The organism is Acinetobacter sp. 24-47-47, from assembly GCF_057737035.1.
Map to the genome: position 1 here is coordinate 2,108,025 of NZ_CM173216.1, position 18,135 is coordinate 2,126,159.

Genomic DNA, 18,135 nt, shown 5'->3' on the forward strand with positions numbered 1-18,135 from the left:
TTTAGAGATGGCATAATTGCTCATTCATCAAGATTGTCTAACAAAATTATTAAGTTTTAATCAGTAAATACCATTTCATTATCATTAAAGGTCAACACCATTTTTAACAAGTAATGATTCCAAATAGTGATATTTTGAATGTCACATAAACTTTAAGTAGATTAAGAAATAAGTATGATATTGTGGATGCCACTTATTTTAAAATGGATAAAATTTGACGCTTTTAGATGTAGATCACTCACCCAAGGTGAAATCACGTTGAGCCAAAGTGTCTTTGGTGATCTTATAGATTATGACAGGGTGAAAATCATGAATCATCCGTTTCTACCGTGGCAACCCTCAGCGGTATTTATGGCACCAAAGGGCTATTTGCATATTCGTAACAAACATTTCAAAACTGACTATTCGAAAGAAAATAAAATCTATCAAGGAATTTTCATTCACGAGATGACTCATATTTTACAACACCAACAAGGACAAAATGTTTTGCTCAAAGGCGCTTTTCTGCAAAGTGCGTATTTTATTTCCTTCAAAAAGTATAATCCTTATGCCTATAAATTTGACCCTAAAAAAAATTTCAATGACTACAACATTGAACAACAAGGCGATATAGCTAGAGATATATTTTTGAATAAGATTCCGAATATTATTTTTAATCAATAAAAATTGTAAAATTAAAAGAATATTTTTTATTCAAGCTATTGATTTGTGAATCAGAAACACCATATCAGCTTTGACATCTGATTTACTGTGTCGCAAATCCATTACGATTTAATTTTTTATGTACAAACAATGGCAAAAGCTAGTATCTACTTTTATTTTAGATAGAATACATATGAATCGTAGTTTTTGCTGTGCAAGAAATAAGATCTTTTATCATGTTTTAATGATGTAAATTTGAGCCATTTGGCAGTTATGTAATATCACATACACACAGCTGAATAATTACTCCAATAAAATCAGCACGTGCTGTATATAAACCTATAGGATAGGACTTGGTTTAAATGAATAGTTTTAAAGTTTCTCTTGCTCAATTCTCTCCATTTGTCGGCAATTTAGAAGCCAATGTTCAACGAATGATTGGACTCGCTAACGAAGCCAAACAGCAAAATGCCAATATCATTGTGTTTCCTGAACTTTCGACCATTGGTTATCCTGCAGAGGATCTCCTACTTCGTCCAAGCCTAAGCAAACGTACAGCATCAGCTTTCGAAAAACTGGCTGAAGTGAAAGACATTGTGATGGTATTTGGTTTTGTTAATCAAGCTGATTCGGGTGCACGCTATAACTCTGCAGCCGTTATGAAAGATGGGCAAGTGTTAGGTATTTATAACAAGCAAAATTTACCAAATTATAGTGTTTTTGATGAAAAGAGATATTTCGCTGAGGGTCATCAACACCTTGTATTTGAGTACTTAGGACATAAATTCGGTGTATTAATTTGCGAAGATGTCTGGACACTTGAGAGTGTTCAACAACTTGCCAAACTGAATGTTGAAACTGTTCTTGTGTTAAATGCCTCACCATACGAAGTTGGAAAACCTCAACACCGTGTTGTTACGCTTAAAGAGTTAGCTAAACAATTGAATCTCAATCTTGTTTATGTCAACCAAGTAGGCGGGCAAGATGATCTCATTTTCGACGGAACAAGTTTCGTTGTGAATGCAAATGGTGAAGTTGTACTTGAAGCACCAAGCTTTAAAGAAGACCTTTTTCATGTTGAATATGAAGCAGAGCTTAAATCTTTTAAAGCCGCTACCAAAGCACCTGCATTAGATACGATTGCAGAAATTTACCAAGCTTTGGTTTTGGCAACACGAGATTATGTACAACGCTCAGGTTTCCCTGGTGTCATTCTTGGTCTCTCTGGTGGTATCGACTCAGCACTCACCCTTGCAATCGCTGTCGATGCTATTGGAGCAGATAAAGTTCAAGCTGTTATGATGCCTTACACATATACCTCTCAAATTAGTGTTGAAGACGCGACTGAGCAGGCAAAACGTATGGGAGTCACTTTTGGTATTGCGGAAATTCACCCAATCGTCAACAGCTTTATGCAGACATTACACCCATTCTTCGGCAATTCTCCTGCTGATGCAACTGAGGAAAATTTACAAGCTCGCGCACGCGGCACCTTATTAATGGGTCTGTCGAATAAATTTGGTAATCTTGTTTTATCTACAGGTAACAAATCTGAATTATCTGTTGGTTACTGCACACTGTACGGTGATATGGTCGGTGGTTTTGCTGTACTTAAAGATGTTTATAAAACGATTGTATTTGAGTTAGCAAAATACCGTAATAGTTTGGAAGATACGCCTGTAATCCCTGAACGTGTGATTACTCGCCCACCTTCTGCTGAATTGCGCCCTGATCAAAAAGATCAAGACTCTTTACCACCTTACGATGTTCTTGATGCAATTTTATATGCATATATTGAAGAAGATCAGAGTCTTGAAGATATTATTTCTAAAGGTTTTGATCGAGATATCGTGACTAAAGTCATTGGATTGGTTGATCGCAACGAATATAAGCGCCGTCAGGGTGCAATTGGTCCACGTATATCCTCTCGTGCGTTTAGCCGCGAACGCCGCTATCCAATCGTAAATGGATGGAAAGCAGGTGTCTAACTCGACACAACTCAATCAATTTGCTCAAGCACTTATGCTTGAGCAAATTCGGTTTACGCAACAGTATTTATTAAATGCTGAATCTAATGCTGTACTAGACACGTTTGTTTCACAGGCTTATGCTCAGTTCAATCGAATCAAACTAAAAGACATTGTAAATCTTGAACAACTTCATGCTGTTGTTTCAAAATATGCTTTTGAATTAAATCTTGGACCTGATTTACTAGAGTTTATTGGCGCAGTTGCACAACGTATTTACCTTCATTTAAAGGATTCAAATGCTTTAATCGGAGATTTAATTTCTGACCATGATTTTGGGCTATGGCTAAATAAAATTCTTGAATTAGATCAAGTACGTTATGGTTTAAAACAACAAATTTTAAGTAATGAGAAGGCACATGCAGTAAGTCTTCAATTAGCAAATCAAATTTTAGAAAAATATACACCTTGGCTGGATAGGCTTCGAAAAAATAAAGTTCAAAATAATACGGTCAAATCAAAGATTTTTAATTTTCTCCAAGATCAGCAACAAACATTAGAGTTAAAACTAGAATCCCAACTTGCAAATGCAATATTGGTTCAATTAGGCGAAATTATCACACTGCCTCAAAATGAACTTTATGAAATCATTCAACATATTTGGTCAGATCTCCAATTTCAAAAAATTTCAGCTCAGCTTGAGCAGATTGAAGCCATTGACGTCGAAGATTTTTTTATTCTGGTCTATGAAACCTGGAGAAATTTACGCCAATCCGCTGAGATTCAGTCCATCATTTTAGAAGTGGTTGATGAGTTCTATGAATATTTTAGTGATTACAGTTTACAAGCTTTACTTACGGCTGTTGGACTAACTCAAGAAGATTTAGTGATCGAAGCCCATCGTTTTGCACCTCAACTTATCACCATGTTAAATGATTTTGGCATTCTAGAACAATTAATTCAAAGTTTGATTCAGCCTTTTTATCAAGCACAATCTACACTTGACCTTATTTCAGGGCATTTTGAGAAATAAAAAAAAGACCATGCGGTGAGCATGGTCTATAAAAATGGTGGCTATGACGGGACTTGAACCTGTGACCCCCGCATTATGAGTGCGGTGCTCTAACCAACTGAGCTACATAGCCGTAAACTGTGTGCGCATTATCTTAAGTTATCGTTGTATCGTCAAGCATACGAAAGCACTAATGATCACCCTTTATACAAATAAACCTTATTTGAACAAAATTAATCCATAATTATATGATTTTATTGTAATAGTAAGGTTTCAATAACATCAAAATCATGCTCAATCCTCAATATTTTATTCTCATATGCTGTTTAATCCTTGTGAGCGGATGCCAAACGATTCATCCCATATTTGTGAATTATCACGGTGTACGCATGGATGTAGCTCAATGGATCAATGCTCAAAATTTTATAACCATGCAACAAAAACGAACTCTAGTTCAATTAAGCCGTGCTCAACAAAAGCTCGTGCATATTGATGTCATTCCTGAAGATCATAAAATTGCCGTGAGTAAAGAGAATGCGGTTGCTCTTCATTGTGCACAGCTTTATTTGTCTGAGCAAAAAATTGAAAGCTTGCAAAATATTGTGTTTTCAAATGTAAATCAGACAGCCGTTTTAGCACAATTTGAACAAGAGTTTCCAAAAATTAAGCTAGATTCTCAGCTTATTCAGTGCCAATGAAAACTCAAGATTTCACACATAAAAAAAGACCACACTAGTGAGTGTGGTCTATAAAAATGGTGGCTATGACGGGACTTGAACCTGTGACCCCCGCATTATGAGTGCGGTGCTCTAACCAACTGAGCTACATAGCCGTAAACTGTGGGCGCATTATCTACTTGATTGATGTATCCGTCAAGTAATATCGGCACTGTTTGATCAAAATTTGTTGAAGTGAGCCGATAAGCCGGGTTCTGTCTAGAACGATCATTCCTCTAGGCATACAATCACTCATATGCTCAAGCGACCTACCCGAATCCAGTATGGGCCATACCTTAAGGATTCCTATTTGGTCTTGCTTCAGGTGGGGTTTACCATGCCATGAACTGTTACCAGTCATGCGGTGCGCTCTTACCGCACCCTTTCACCCTTACCATATTCTAGGCTAAACCGAAGTTCAGTTGCAAAATGGCGGTCTACTCTCTGCTGCACTTTCCGTAGGCTTACGCCTCCCAGGCGTTACCTGGCACCTTGCCCGATGAAGCCCGGACTTTCCTCCCCTGCTTTAGTCACGAAGACCTTCACAGCAGCGATCGTCTGGCTCACTTCAAGTGGCGCATCTTAACAAACTTTGAGATCAATTGCTCGTGCTTTTTTGAGCAATTAGTTTTTTATACTTTTCCAGCAATTCAACCTCAGATTCCACATGATTAGGATCTTTAGGAATACAGTCTACTGGGCAGAATAATGAACACTGGGGTTGGTCATGATGACCAACACATTCAGTACATAGGTTCGGATCAATTTCATAGATCAGTTCACCCATATAAATCGCTTCATTTGGGCATACAGGCTCACAAACGTCACAATTGATGCACTCATCCGTAATAATTAAAGACACTCTACCAACCTTGCTGATGCTTACGTTCAAATGCCTCAACAACTGCTTTTGGCACAAATTTCGTCACATCACCTTTCAAACGTGCAATTTCACGAACTAACGTGGATGAAATAAACGAGTATTGCTCTGACGGCGTTAAAAATACAGCTTCAAAATTTGAATCTAATTGACGATTCATATTTGCAAGTTGAAACTCATATTCAAAGTCAGATACTGCTCTTAAACCTCTGAGTACAGCTGTTGCCTTTTGCTCTTGAAAAAAATTCACCAACAAACCATCAAAACCAACAAATTCTACGTTATCTAAATGGCTTAATGATGATTTTGCAAGCGCAACTCGCTCATCTAAACTAAACACTGGATTTTTGTGATGACCAATTGCAATCGCAACTACAACTTCATCAAACATTTTTGCAGCACGAGAGACAAGATCAATATGACCATTGGTAATAGGATCGAATGTTCCCGGATAGATGACACGAGTTTTAGACATCCATTTATACTCTAAGATTATTATGTAGGCGCATAGTTTAACAAAAACTCAATTCACACGCACACTTGTTGACAGTGAAATGACTTCACCTCAAGCCAAGTTTGAGGCAAAATAGGCCTAATCTTGGAATATTTGTATTATGTCGAAATCGATTGTAGTTAAAAAAAATAATAGTGGCACTATTGCGCTAAATAAACGTGCACGTCACGATTATTTTATTGAGGAAAAATTTGAAGCTGGTTTAGCGTTACAAGGTTGGGAAGTAAAATCTCTTCGCGCTGGACGCATGAGTATCACGGAAAGCTATATTATTTTCAAAAATAATGAAGCTTATTTATTTGGTGCTCAAATTCAACCTCTTCTTTCTGCTTCAACTCATATCGTTCCCGAAGCAACACGTACTCGTAAGCTACTTCTTTCACGTCGTGAACTCGAGAAACTCCAAGGGGCGATCAATCAAAAAGGTTACACATGTGTACCTTTGGCGTGCTATTGGAAAGGTCGTTTAGTCAAACTCGAAATTGCGCTTGTTAAAGGTAAACAGTTACACGACAAACGTGCCACTGAAAAAGACCGCGATTGGCAGCGTGATAAAGCAAGAATTTTTCATAAATAAAAAAACCGCTCATATGAGCGGTTTTTTTATTAACAGAACCTTAAACTTCCATAACAGTTTGGAGCAAAGGTTTGATTTTTAAGTTGTAGATCTTTTAATGGAAAATTTACATTGGTATTCGGCAAATGAACATTTCCAACACCAAGTTTGTCACCAAACAGACAATCAAGTGCATTACAAGATGGAGGATTTCGACTGATATAATCACTGATTGGTCCAACCACTTGTTTTAACACATCATTTGTAATATCAATACGCTTCTCAGGTGTAACATCTCCAATATTGATCGAATCATTAAATGCCATCCACCAACCTTGCTGTGCAGCAACATCAGCATTTGGCCACCAGATCTCACTATTTTGAACAGAGAGTGAGAATGGATTGTTTACAGGGATTTTATGAATTAAACCTAGATTTTGATCTACCGTAATGTTGGCTTTTAAGCCCGTAATGTTACCACTGACCTCTTTTTGCAAATTCAGCAATCCTACCCCTAGCACTTGGATATTGGCCTTGAGATCACCACCAAAATTCAACTGATTAATATTGGCAACACCTGTCAGCTGTGCAGAACTCATTCGAGTACCAGAGACCGTAGTGCCATTGATTTGAATTGGTGCTGTCGTTTCTTGTAATGCTAGATTATAACTATCCGATTTAAAATCGAGTGTCAGAGTAGGTGCAATAATACAAATCACACAAATTCTTGCATTCACTTTTCCATTAATGGTTTGACCAGTATCGGCATAAGTCATACTTCGAGCATTAGTATAGCCCATACCCTGAGTGGGATTAATTTTTAAATAACCACTGAGTGAGTTAATACCATTCGGTTTGTCAGAGTTTTCATCACCAAGCGTCAGTAAACCTAATACTTTTTCAGCACTGAGACGCAAACCCACAACTTCTCGAGTTGATGCAGATGTTGGATTTTTTACCGCAAACTCTAAAAATGGATTGGTTAGCTTGGCTGAAGAACCCGCACGACCCTCTCTAGTGTCTGACATACCACTCAAACTCAGATTTTCGATATCAATATCACATCCACCTGCTCCATTAATACCACCACAGCCAAGTTGTAAATGCTTAATATTTGCATTGAGTTCTATATCTGCTTCCATTCCAAGCTTATAAAAGCCAACGCCTTTACCTCGCATATTGTTTGCCCCGTCATTGGGATCAATATAACTCATACTTAATAAAGCTTGACCGTTTGTCGCAGATAACTCTTCATCAGTCATCATTTTTAAATCATTCTGAATGTTATTAGCAGTTGCAGACAAAGGAATCAACACTAAGCAAGATGTTGATAAAATCAATTTGATAGAAACAAGTAAACTCTTCAACATTAGAGTCTCCGTATTATTTTTATTCAGGCTTAATCCATAAGCAACAGCATTACTATCTATAAATTAATGAAAAAAATAAAGAGGCTTAAAACTTGCTAAAAGAATTAAAATATAGAAATTAAAATAAAATTGAATATTTTCTAGAGACTTACATCACATTATTAATTTTTAAAATGTGATATATATTTCAATTTATCCGATGAAGTGCAAACTTAAAACTCAAGTATATCTCTTATTTAACAGAATTTTAAACTTCCATAACAGTTTGGGGCAAAGGATTGATTTTTTAACTGTAAGTTTACCAAATCCATATTCACTCTTGAATTTGTTAATGGAACCTCACCTAATCTAAAATTACCTGCTAAACAACTTGTTGCTAAAAAACCACATTCGATTGGATTAGCCTGTAAATAATTACTAATTAGCGGTACAACTTGTTTAATCACTGCATCTGTCACAACCACTTTTTGACTCGGAGTAACATTACCTATATCAATTGGGTCCTCGATTGAAAGCCACCAACCTGTCTGAGCAGCAACACTCGCTCCAGTCCAATGTATATCTTGTTTTTGCATCGATAGAGAAAATGGATTGCTCAAAGGTAAGCGGTGAATATATCCAAGGTTCTCTGAAACTTTAACATCTACATTTAGGTTTGAAACATTACCCGTAATGTCACCAGATAGTGGTATAGGCACAAGCCCCCAGAGTTTAGCACTTGCAGAAATTTTCCCTGACAATGCAATGTTATCTATTCGAGCAACACCTGTTAAATAAACATTTGACATTCTGTTACCACTAATAGTTTGGCCATTAATTTTTAAAGAGCCGCTTCCCTCAGCTAAATTTAAAGCATAATCATTAGACGTAAAGTCTGCACTTACGAAACCTGTTGTACTCTTTGCTTTTCCGTAAACTAATTCTCCAAGATTGTTAAAATTTACAGCAGAACGAGCTGCTGTTGTCGCAGTTCCAACAGCGTCCTTAATCTTCAGATAGCCACTTAAACTATTGATACCATTTGGTTTTTCAGAGTTCTCACTACCAAGCGTTAATAATCCTAGTACTTTTTCTGCACTTAAACGAACACCAACCATTTCACGTGTGGAAGCTGAATCTGGGTTTTTTATAGCAAACTCTAAAAATGGATTGGTTAGTTGGGCACTTGATTGGACTCGTCCTTCACGAGTTTCTGCAACCCCTGACAAACTTAAGTTATCGATATCAATATCACAACCGTTTGCACCATTTACTCCACCGCATCCAAGTTGCAATCTTTTGATGTTAGCATTTAAATCTAATTGGGCTTCCATTCCCATTTTATAAAATCCAATATTTTGACCAGAATTCTTATTGACGGAATCTGCAGGTGAAATATAGCTTAAGCTCATGAGTGCTTTACCTTCAACATGTGAAAGTTCAGCGTCAGTCAGTTCTTGCATTGGAGCAGCATACGCTAATGTTATTGAAGTCAATCCATAGATGACAGGAATACAAAAAGTTCTTGATTTCGCGAATCCTATTAAGATCATCATTGTCTCCACAATTTTTTATTTTTATGTCTTGTCTAACAAAAAGACAATGTAATATTCACTATTATATAAATTTTTACTATCAAATTGTGATTGATCTAACATTTTTTGTATTTGAATAATTCATATTTAAAAAAAATGGTCTAGTAATGAATCACTTATATCAACTTAGCAACTTGTAAATTAATGTATTTTTATTTAAATCTTTCATTTAAATAAACAACAGATCGAAGTGATTAAATAAAATCTCAAACATAAGTAAAGATGATGAGCTTTAAGAAAGTCATCATTTAAATACCCAGACGATCTGCTTGAAACTAAATAAATTCTTTTCACTCCATGAAGACAAATGTCGCCATGCGGCCGGTTTTTGAATTACGGCGATGAGAATAATATGTTTGATCCTCCGTGTAGCTACATCGCTCACCTCCAAGAACCTGTTCCACCCCTAAACTTTTCAATATATGGCGAGCAATCGCATACAGATCTGCGTAATACTTACCCTCTAGATCTCCCTTTTGAAATGCTGAACTTAATTCTGGAATCCTATCGCAGAATGTGTGCATTACTTCTTCACCCACTTCAAAGCATGGCTGACTAATTGCCGCACCTAACCACGCCCAAGAGGGTTGAGTGCTCATGGCATTGACTGTATTTTCAATAATGCCATTTGCCAATCCTCGCCAACCTGCATGCAAATTAGCGACTTCAGTACCATCTTTGTTACCGAGAACCACCGGTAAACAATCTGCCGTCATCATCATTAATGCATGTTGTTTTTGCTGTGTCACTAAACCATCGCCATTTAGGGCGTGTAAGCTCATGTCATCATTTACAACGTGACAGATTGTACTGTGCGTTTGGTTCATCCAAGTTAATCGATTCACCCCATAGACTGAAAAGTCATTTAACAAGCTCATTCTATGCCGATGAACACGTTCTGGTTGATCATTTACATGCAACGCCAAGTTAAAACCTTCTAAATCAGTCTGTGGTGTTTTCAGTGCGTGAGGGTGACTCAATTCTGTTTGTCCTACCACGACACCTTTGGGCAAATCTTGCACAATTTGCATGTAAACTTTCCTTTAATTTAGTAAGCCTTATTTTCCGTACGAAGAGTCTCAAGTAATGCTGTGAAATCTTCAGGCCATGGTGCTTCAAACATCATTTCTTCACCTGTCCGTGGATGTATTAACCCCAATTTTGATGCATGAAGCGCTTGACGTCTAAACTCTCGTAAATGAGTAGCAAGTTTTTCCGAAGCACCCGCAGGTACTTTGACACGACTGACATAAACTGGATCACCGACCAAAGGGAAACCAATATAAGTGAAATGCACACGAATCTGATGAGTACGTCCAGTTTCTAATTGTGCTTGAACACGTGTGAAATTTTGGAATCTTTCTTTCACATTATAGTGAGTCACGGCATCACGACCACCTGGTAAGATCGCCATTTTTACACGATCTACAGGATGACGTTTAATCGGCTCATCAATTTTACCGCCTGCAATAATATTGCCATAACAAATTAAATCATAAATTCGATAAACTGATTTTTTCGCTAACTGTTTACTTAAGGAAAATTGAGCTTCTAAATTTTTAGCTACAACCAAGAGACCACTGGTATCTTTATCGATACGGTGTACTAGACCAGCTCGAGATAATTCTGCTGATTTTGGAAAATGATATAAAAGAGCATTAACCAAAGTACCATTCGGGTTTCCTGCACCAGGATGTACAACCATCCCCACTGGCTTGTTAATGACTAAGATATCATCATCTTCATAAATAATATCTAAGGGAATATTTTCAGGTTGGCTGGTGACTTGGGCTTCAAGCTCTACATTAAGCGTGAGTAGCTCATTCCCTTCACTTTTATATTTTGGTTTCACAACTTGACCATTTACCAACAAATGACCATCCTTCAACCATTGTTTCAATTTTTCACGCGAAAATTCGTTCCAAGCGAGGGCTGCAACTTGATCTATTCGCTGACCAAGAGAACTCTCATCCACTTGAAATTGCAACGATAAACGTGTTGCAGTTGGGGCTGAAGTATGGTTATCTGCATCCTCAGAATCTTCAAGTAAATTGATGTCGATTTCTGGGAAATTAGAATTAGAAGTTTGTGCTGAAGTCATTTGCTCATTCGGACAAAAGTGGTTTAATAGTGCAATTGTAGCCTATTGCCCGTATAAACAGAGGAATTTTTATGTCGCTACCACGTTATAAAGTTACAATGCTTGCTTTATCGCTAGGCTTAGCAGCAACATTTGTGGGCTGTAGCAGTAATCCCAAGAAGGATGTTGTGGATACTGGACCTAAATCAACCGAACAATCTTATTTCGATAAAGCACAAAAAGCATTAGATCGTGGTCAATATAGCGATGCAGCACAATCATTAGAAGCAATTGAAACTTATTACCCTACAGGTCAATATACTCAACAAGCTCAACTCGATCTTTTATATGCTCGTTTTCAACAAAAAGACTATGAAGCTGTTATTGCGCTAGCAGACCGTTTTATTCGTTTAAATCCTCAACATCCTAATGTTGATTATGCTTACTATGTTCGTGGTGTGGCGAATATGGAGCAAAACTATGATGGTCTCATCCGCTATACATCACTCCAACAGGCTCATCGTGATGTCAGCTATTTAAAAGTTGCATATCAAAATTTTGTTGATTTCATTCGTCGTTTCCCAAGTAGTCAGTATGCTGTAGATGCTGCTCAGCGCATGAAATTTATTAGTCAAGAACTTGCTGAAAGTGAAATGAATGCGGCTCGCTTTAACTTAAAGCGTAAAGCTTGGCTTGCAGCAGTTGAGCGTGGACAATGGGTTGTGGAACATTTTCCTCAAACACCTCAAGTACCAGAAGCGCTTGCAACGATTGCTTACGGATACGATAAACTCGGTGACAAGGCAACATCTCAACAATACGTTGAAGTGCTAAAGCTAAACTACCCTCATCTTGTGAAGTCTAATGGTGAGGTCGATTTACGCGCAGCACGTAAAGATGGAAGTTGGTTAAATCGTGCAACCTTGGGTATTTTAGGTCGTGAAGCACGCAGTCAAACAACGGCTGAAGTATCAGCAGAGCAATCTGACAACACCAATACACAACCCGGTTTATTGAATCGCTTAAGCTTTGGCTTGCTTGGTAATAAAGATCACAATGTGGAAAGTGCGCCAGCAAATGAAAGTATGTACGACCCACAGCGTCAATAATCCATTCTTACGAATCAAAAAAGGTGGGATTACCCACCTTTTTTATTGCATGGCTTTATTTATCGTCTTAAGTGTTTAGGATAGACTTAATTCAATCACTTTAGTCCTCATTCTTATGGCTTTTTAATTATGGCAATTCCACAACATACGATTGATCAAATTTTAGATCGAACTGACATCGTCGATCTTATTGGCCAACGTGTGAAATTAAAAAAGTCAGGTCGTACCTATTCAGGCTGTTGTCCTTTTCATCAAGAGAAAACACCTTCTTTTCACGTCTACCGTGATAAGCAATATTTCCACTGTTTCGGTTGCCAAGCCAACGGAAATGCTATTCGCTTTATGATGGATATTGATAATCGCAATTTCATCGAGGTGATTAAAGACCTGGCAAGCCAAACCGGTATCGAATTACCTAAAGACAATCAAGATAATAAAAAACTCTCATACAAGAGAGAACCTATTAAACCTAACCCAGAAAAGCAACCGCAGGCACCCATTGAAGCAGATGCAGGAGAAATCATTTCTCCGCCTGCTTCAGCTTTTGATGTAGATCCTTTTGAAGCATTTCAAAACTATGAATTCGATGAGTATCAATTTAATTCAGATGACTTGAATTCAGTTGAGGTCGCACCTGAAGGTAATTTATACGATCTTCTTGAAAATGTTGCTTTATTTTATGAAAAACAACTTCCAAATAGCCAAATTGCGCAACAGTATTTTCAGCGACGCGGACTAAGTGATACCACGATTAAGTATTGGCGATTAGGTTATGCGCCAGAAGATTGGCAACATCTTGAAAAAGCATTTCCGCAAGATATTGAAGGATTAAAACTACTCGGTTTGATCAGAACCAGTGATTCTGGTCGTGATTTTGATCTACTACGAGAACGTGTCATTTTTCCTATACGTGATGCAAAAGGTCGCGTTGTCGGATTTGGTGGACGAGCATTGAATGACGAGATCAAACCCAAATATATCAACTCGCCTGACTCTGAAGTTTTCCATAAAAACCAACTACTCTATGGCTTATATGAAGGTCGTAAGCTCAAAGCCAATCATTGGTTAATGGTTGAAGGTTACATGGATGTCATCGCATTACAGCAAGCTGGCATTCCTGGCGCAGTTGCCACCTTGGGGACGGCGAGCAATGCTGATCATTTGAATCTATTATTTAAACAAAACAATCAGTTAACTATTGCTTTTGATGGTGATTCGGCTGGTCAAAAAGCAGCTCGACGCACTTTAGAAATTGCACTTCCCCTCTTAAATGATGGTCGTGAACTGAAATTTTTTATTCTACCTGCGGAGCATGATCCTGACTCATTAGTTCGTAAGGACGGTGTTGAAACTTTCAATCGACTTTGGCAACAATCACCACTCTTATCAGAGTTTGCTTTTTCTCTTCTCAGTCAACAATATCAAATCAATACACCTGAAGGTAAAAGTCAGGTCATGGCTGAGTTAAATCAACTCACCAATCTGATGCCTAAGCAAGGTTCGTATCGCTATTTGATTCGTCAATATTTCAAAGAGAAATTAGGATTCAATAAAAAGTGGCAGCCTCAAGTGAGTCTTGACGCTTCATTATCATTTAATATTCGCACACGAGATGAAGATTTCGCAGTGGCAATGTTAATGTACCATCCTTTTCTTTATATTCATTTTGAAGTATTACGCGCAGTGATTCCTGAAGATGAATTGCTTGCAAAAGTATTAAAAATCTTTAATGTCATTTTTGATGATCTGCCAGATGACCAAGAGTTGGCGAGTTATTATATTTTGGGTGCATGTAGCCCATTTCATCATGAACTCTCTGAGATTTTAAAACGTACCAATATTCAAACACTCACTGAAGCCCCTGAAATGGCTGATAAACTTGCCTCAGAATACTCGCTTTCACTTCAAGAAAAATATCTGAGAATCAAATTTAAAGCAGCAAAATCATTAAACGAGTCTAAAAACTTAAGACAACAACTGAATGAGCTAACCAAAAAAATTGGACTACGCTTACTACATGAATAAATAAAAGCGGTCAGTGCTTTTATTTTTTTAGTTTTCGCTGAGCACTAAAAATATCTTCTAAATGTTCTTTAATCGTTTCATAGACATCAGGATTTTCATCTTTAGCGACTTCTCTGAGTAAGATGGAAGTAGGATGTAATAGCTTTTGCGTCAAACGATGAGCCATTTCCTGCATGACAATGGCTGCATCATCGCCAGAGGCTAAACGATCTAATGCATGGTTTAATTCAAATGCTTTAACTTTATCTCCATGAGCACGATACTCACTAATTGTCGCTCCAGCTTGTGAAACTTTCTGCTGAGTCACCAATTGTGTTGCTAGTTGATTGACCATCACTTCAGCTTCAACAGCGGCTTGGCGTCGCTGCGCTAAGTTTTCATCAATAACACCTTGAAGATCGTCCACCCCATAAAGGTAAACCCCATCCAAACTTTCAACCTTAGATTCAATATCGCGAGGAACAGCCAAATCCACCATCAACATTTGACGGTAACGACGTTTTTTGAGTGCTGACTTAACATCTTGATAGGAAATGACCTGATGTAAACTTCCTGTACAACTTGAAATCACATCAGCGCGATGTAAATTTTGAGCTAAATCAACAAAAGGAATAATTTCTACCGCAACGCGATGTGATATTTCTTGCGCTAAAATTTCCGCCCGTTCCTGACCACGGTTACAAATTAAAATTTTAGCAACGCCCATTTCGGCTAAATGCTTTGCAACCAAGCTATTCATTTCACCTGCTGCAACCACCATAACGCTTAATTGTTCAGGCTTACTAAAAACTTGTAGTGCTAACTGTGCTACCGCATAACCCATGGATACAGCATGACTACCGACCGCTGTTTCTGAACGCACTTTCTTAGCAGCATAAAATGCATATTCGAAAATACGATTTAAATTTTGTGAAACAACTTCAGACTCTTTTGCTAAATTAAGTGCAGACTTAACTTGCCCCATAATCTGAGGCTCTCCAAGCATGAGTGAATCTAATCCTGATGCAACACGCATCAAATGTGTCACAGCATCTGTATTTTCATAACGGTAAATATGATTTTGTAATTGTTTTACATCAATGCCATTTTTTTGAGCGAGCCAATCTAATACCATCTCCGCATTATCAGCGATGGCGTAGACTTCAGTACGATTACAGGTTGACACCACAACCATATCGTTCAGCTGGTCATGGTGACTTTGTTCAGCCAACAATAGTTTTAACTTTTCAGGGTTAAAAGCAACTTGCTCTCGTAATTCAACTGAGGCTGTTTGATGGTTGACACCCAATGCAAAGAAAGACATATCAGATCATCAATTGGCTAAATTTATGCTATTGTGCAATAACGGTGTCATAAAAAGCAGTACTTGGATAAAAAAATTGCGTCAAACAATGAGCCGCACAACCGGCATGACAATTCGACAGTATTCTACCACACTCTTGTTAGTGAGTAGCATGACTTACAGTGCTCATATTAGAGCATCTGGAGAATTTTACCATGCCAATTTAAATCATAAAGTTTTACAACAGGCTATGGTTGCAGAATTTGCTTTAGCTGCACATGACACACCGACTGCTTTACACAACTATACCGTACTTGCAATCCAAACCAGTTCAACAGCTTTAAAACAACGTGCACTTAACGTCGCACTCGAACAAAACGACTTACAAGCCGCTTTAGATATTGCAACCCATTGGGTCGTGCAAGAACCCAAAGATGTACCTGCAAAATTCTATCTTGCGCATATCGCATTAAAGTCACACGAATATGAACTTGCTGCTGATGTGCTCGATGATATTTTAAATTTAGATCCTGAATCAGATTTAGAACAAATTCTTGAAGGAATTTCTCCGGAATCCCCTGAGGATCGAGCATATTTATTAAACACTTTGCGTAATAGTAAAACGCGTAACAATCCTTCAATTCTCGTTTTGATTGCGAGTTTACAAGCACAAAATAATGAAATCGAAAATGCCTTAATTACTTTAAATAAAGCATTAAAAAAACGCCCCAAATCAACAGGGTTTATCTTACTGAAAGCCAACTTACTCATGGCTTTAGGCAACGAAGAAGAGACGCTAAAATGGTTTGAAAAAAGTGCTCGTAAAAATCGTAATAATTTAGAGCTAAGTCTGGCTGAAATCCGCTACTTAATTAAACTGAATAAAAATGAACAGGCGTTAAGCAAATTAAAACGCATCATAAAAAAATGGCCTGATTCGGAAGAAGCTCTTTTTATCGCTGGTCTAACCTCAATTGATCTCAAAGAATATGAGCTTGCTGAACAGTATTTAGTCGAACTACGTGCATCTGGACAGTATCAAAATGATGCTTATTTTTATTTGGCATTAAATGCTGAACGAAAACAACATTTTGAAACAGCTAAAGCTTATTATCGACTTGTAGATGGTAATTTATATATGGTTTCTAGACGAAATCTAATTTCAATCTATGACAAACAAAATCGCTTAAGTGATGCGCTGCGCTTTCTGACTCAGGAACGGGTGAATTACCCCCAATATGCGAGTTTCTTATATCAAGCACAAGCTGAAATACTCAAAAAAATGGGCAATAACAAAGCTGCCTTGGGCTTACTCAAAGAAGCGGCTAAAAACTTAACTGATGACCCTGAAATTTTATATTCTCAAGTCTTATTACTTGATCCATTTACGGATCGCGATCAATTAGATGAATTGCTTAAAAAATTACTCACGATCGAACCCAATAGTCCAACATATCTGAATGCGTATGCATATACTCTGGCGTTGCAAAATCGTCGTTTAGATGAGGCGAGACAATATGCCGAACAAGCTTTAGACAATGCCCCAGAACAAGCATCTATCTTAGATACCTTAGGCTATATCTGCTTTCTTCAAAACGATTTTGACACTTCCACCCGTGTACTTGCGAAAGCATATCAACTCAGCCAAAGTCCAAATATCGGCATTCGATATGCTAAATCGCTTTATATGCTGGGTTCACTGGAAGAATTTAGCCAAGTGTTACATCAACTCCATAAAAATCATCCAAATCATCCTCAATTGGATCAACTCGATAGTTTATTGTTGCCACAAAATATCAAAAAGAGTTAATACTGTATGATCTTAAATTTAAAATCATTATTCCTGATTGCCACAAGTAGTGCGCTTCTTGGGTTAACTGGCTGTCAAGCAATTCAAACTCAACCATCACCGCCAACAACGCAAAACCTTGAACAATCAAATCAATTTAATCTTCAGGGTAAAATTGGCGTTAAGACCCCCAAGCAATCAGGCAGTGCTTTTTTTACTTGGCAACAGCAAGATGAACAGTTTGATATCGAGTTAAGCGGAATTCTTGGAGTCGGTAAAACTCAAATCTCAGGTCAACCTGGTCAAGTGACACTGAACAGTGCCAAAACTGGTGAAATTACAGCCAACTCACCTGAAGAGTTATTGTTTCGTGCAACAGGTTGGGAAGCACCAATTACTTATTTAGTCGATTGGGTACAAGCTAAGCAAGCGACTGAAGAAGCTGAAATTCAAAAAGACGAATCGATGCGAATCAGTGAAATTAAAGAACAAGGTTGGCATATTCAATTATCTTACAACGGTCAATCTACACAACCAAACCGTTTGATTTTAAAGCAACAACTTGAAGATGGAACTGAAAATCGTATTACAATGGTAATTCAAAATCGTTAAGTTTGAT

At 37.7% G+C, this 18,135-nt stretch carries 16 protein-coding genes, 2 tRNA genes and 1 other RNA gene; 9 read left to right on the forward strand and 10 right to left on the reverse strand.

The window, feature by feature from the left end; translation table 11 throughout:
- The first annotated feature begins 174 nt into the window (after positions 1–174).
- The 3 genes from AC1M9E_RS09850 (at position 175) to AC1M9E_RS09860 (ending at position 3,642) form a co-directional block, all read left to right on the forward strand.
- Positions 175–663, forward strand: a complete 489-nt coding sequence (locus AC1M9E_RS09850; protein WP_488224740.1) for a hypothetical protein — start codon at positions 175–177, stop codon at positions 661–663.
- Positions 664–1,004: 341 nt separating this feature from the next.
- Positions 1,005–2,630, forward strand: coding sequence for an NAD+ synthase (locus tag AC1M9E_RS09855; protein WP_180027943.1), 1,626 nt, complete (start codon positions 1,005–1,007; stop codon positions 2,628–2,630).
- The gene (locus tag AC1M9E_RS09860) at positions 2,623–3,642 is read left to right on the forward strand and encodes a hypothetical protein (RefSeq protein WP_488224741.1); all 1,020 of its coding nucleotides are present in this window, start codon (positions 2,623–2,625) and stop codon (positions 3,640–3,642) included. The genes AC1M9E_RS09855 and AC1M9E_RS09860 overlap by 8 nt, the downstream gene beginning before the upstream one ends.
- Positions 3,643–3,677: 35 nt before the next feature.
- Here AC1M9E_RS09860 and AC1M9E_RS09865 read toward each other — a convergent pair.
- Positions 3,678–3,754: transfer RNA gene (locus AC1M9E_RS09865), tRNA-Met, on the reverse strand.
- A 256-nt stretch (positions 3,755–4,010) separates the two neighbouring features.
- On the opposite strand from AC1M9E_RS09865, the gene AC1M9E_RS09870 reads away from it, so the two are divergent.
- Positions 4,011–4,319: a hypothetical protein gene (locus AC1M9E_RS09870; RefSeq protein ID WP_488224742.1), complete on the forward strand. Its 309-nt coding sequence runs from the start codon at positions 4,011–4,013 to the stop codon at positions 4,317–4,319.
- Between the two features lie 57 nt (positions 4,320–4,376).
- Here the strand turns inward: AC1M9E_RS09870 and AC1M9E_RS09875 are convergent.
- The 4 genes from AC1M9E_RS09875 to coaD form a co-directional block, all read right to left on the reverse strand.
- Positions 4,377–4,453: transfer RNA gene (locus tag AC1M9E_RS09875), tRNA-Met, on the reverse strand.
- Between the two features lie 72 nt (positions 4,454–4,525).
- Positions 4,526–4,907, reverse strand: an RNA gene (gene rnpB / locus AC1M9E_RS09880) — RNase P RNA component class A.
- A gap of 28 nt (positions 4,908–4,935) precedes the next feature.
- Positions 4,936–5,199, reverse strand: coding sequence for a YfhL family 4Fe-4S dicluster ferredoxin (locus AC1M9E_RS09885; protein ID WP_092766836.1), 264 nt, complete (start codon positions 5,197–5,199; stop codon positions 4,936–4,938).
- 1 nt (position 5,200) lies between these two features.
- Positions 5,201–5,692, reverse strand: a complete 492-nt coding sequence (gene coaD / locus AC1M9E_RS09890) for a pantetheine-phosphate adenylyltransferase (RefSeq protein ID WP_035269911.1) — start codon at positions 5,690–5,692, stop codon at positions 5,201–5,203.
- A gap of 139 nt (positions 5,693–5,831) precedes the next feature.
- On the opposite strand from coaD, the gene smpB reads away from it, so the two are divergent.
- Positions 5,832–6,308, forward strand: a complete 477-nt coding sequence (gene smpB / locus AC1M9E_RS09895; protein ID WP_035269908.1) for an SsrA-binding protein SmpB — start codon at positions 5,832–5,834, stop codon at positions 6,306–6,308.
- Between the two features lie 29 nt (positions 6,309–6,337).
- On the opposite strand, the gene AC1M9E_RS09900 is transcribed toward smpB, so the two are convergent.
- From AC1M9E_RS09900 to rluD, 4 genes are all read right to left on the reverse strand, one after another.
- The gene (locus AC1M9E_RS09900) at positions 6,338–7,657 is read right to left on the reverse strand and encodes a hypothetical protein (protein ID WP_481595849.1); all 1,320 of its coding nucleotides are present in this window, start codon (positions 7,655–7,657) and stop codon (positions 6,338–6,340) included.
- 236 nt (positions 7,658–7,893) lie between these two features.
- Entirely contained in the window at positions 7,894–9,189 is a 1,296-nt protein-coding gene (locus AC1M9E_RS09905; RefSeq protein WP_488224743.1) for a hypothetical protein, read from the reverse strand.
- 332 nt (positions 9,190–9,521) lie between these two features.
- On the reverse strand, positions 9,522–10,262 hold the full coding sequence (gene pgeF, locus AC1M9E_RS09910; RefSeq protein WP_488224744.1) for a peptidoglycan editing factor PgeF: 741 nt from the start codon (positions 10,260–10,262) through the stop codon (positions 9,522–9,524).
- Between the two features lie 17 nt (positions 10,263–10,279).
- On the reverse strand, positions 10,280–11,332 hold the full coding sequence (rluD, locus tag AC1M9E_RS09915) for a 23S rRNA pseudouridine(1911/1915/1917) synthase RluD (RefSeq protein WP_481591785.1): 1,053 nt from the start codon (positions 11,330–11,332) through the stop codon (positions 10,280–10,282).
- A 71-nt stretch (positions 11,333–11,403) separates the two neighbouring features.
- Here rluD and AC1M9E_RS09920 point away from each other — a divergent pair, with 71 nt between their 5' ends.
- A complete protein-coding gene (locus AC1M9E_RS09920) occupies positions 11,404–12,420 on the forward strand; it encodes an outer membrane protein assembly factor BamD (RefSeq protein ID WP_488224745.1) in 1,017 nt (338 codons plus the stop codon).
- Positions 12,421–12,549: 129 nt separating this feature from the next.
- On the forward strand, positions 12,550–14,445 hold the full coding sequence (locus AC1M9E_RS09925) for a DNA primase (RefSeq protein ID WP_481586485.1): 1,896 nt from the start codon (positions 12,550–12,552) through the stop codon (positions 14,443–14,445).
- 19 nt (positions 14,446–14,464) lie between these two features.
- Here AC1M9E_RS09925 and hemA read toward each other — a convergent pair whose 3' ends face one another.
- Positions 14,465–15,748 carry a glutamyl-tRNA reductase gene (hemA, locus tag AC1M9E_RS09930; protein ID WP_481607576.1) on the reverse strand — a complete coding sequence of 428 codons (1,284 nt, stop codon included), beginning with the start codon at positions 15,746–15,748 and terminating at the stop codon, positions 14,465–14,467.
- 76 nt (positions 15,749–15,824) lie between these two features.
- Here hemA and AC1M9E_RS09935 point away from each other — a divergent pair, with 76 nt between their 5' ends.
- Together AC1M9E_RS09935 and lolB are read left to right on the forward strand one after the other, a co-directional pair.
- Positions 15,825–17,537, forward strand: coding sequence for a tetratricopeptide repeat protein (locus AC1M9E_RS09935; protein WP_481607575.1), 1,713 nt, complete (start codon positions 15,825–15,827; stop codon positions 17,535–17,537).
- 6 nt (positions 17,538–17,543) lie between these two features.
- Entirely contained in the window at positions 17,544–18,128 is a 585-nt protein-coding gene (gene lolB, locus AC1M9E_RS09940; protein WP_481607574.1) for a lipoprotein insertase outer membrane protein LolB, read from the forward strand.
- Positions 18,129–18,135 lie beyond the last annotated feature (7 nt).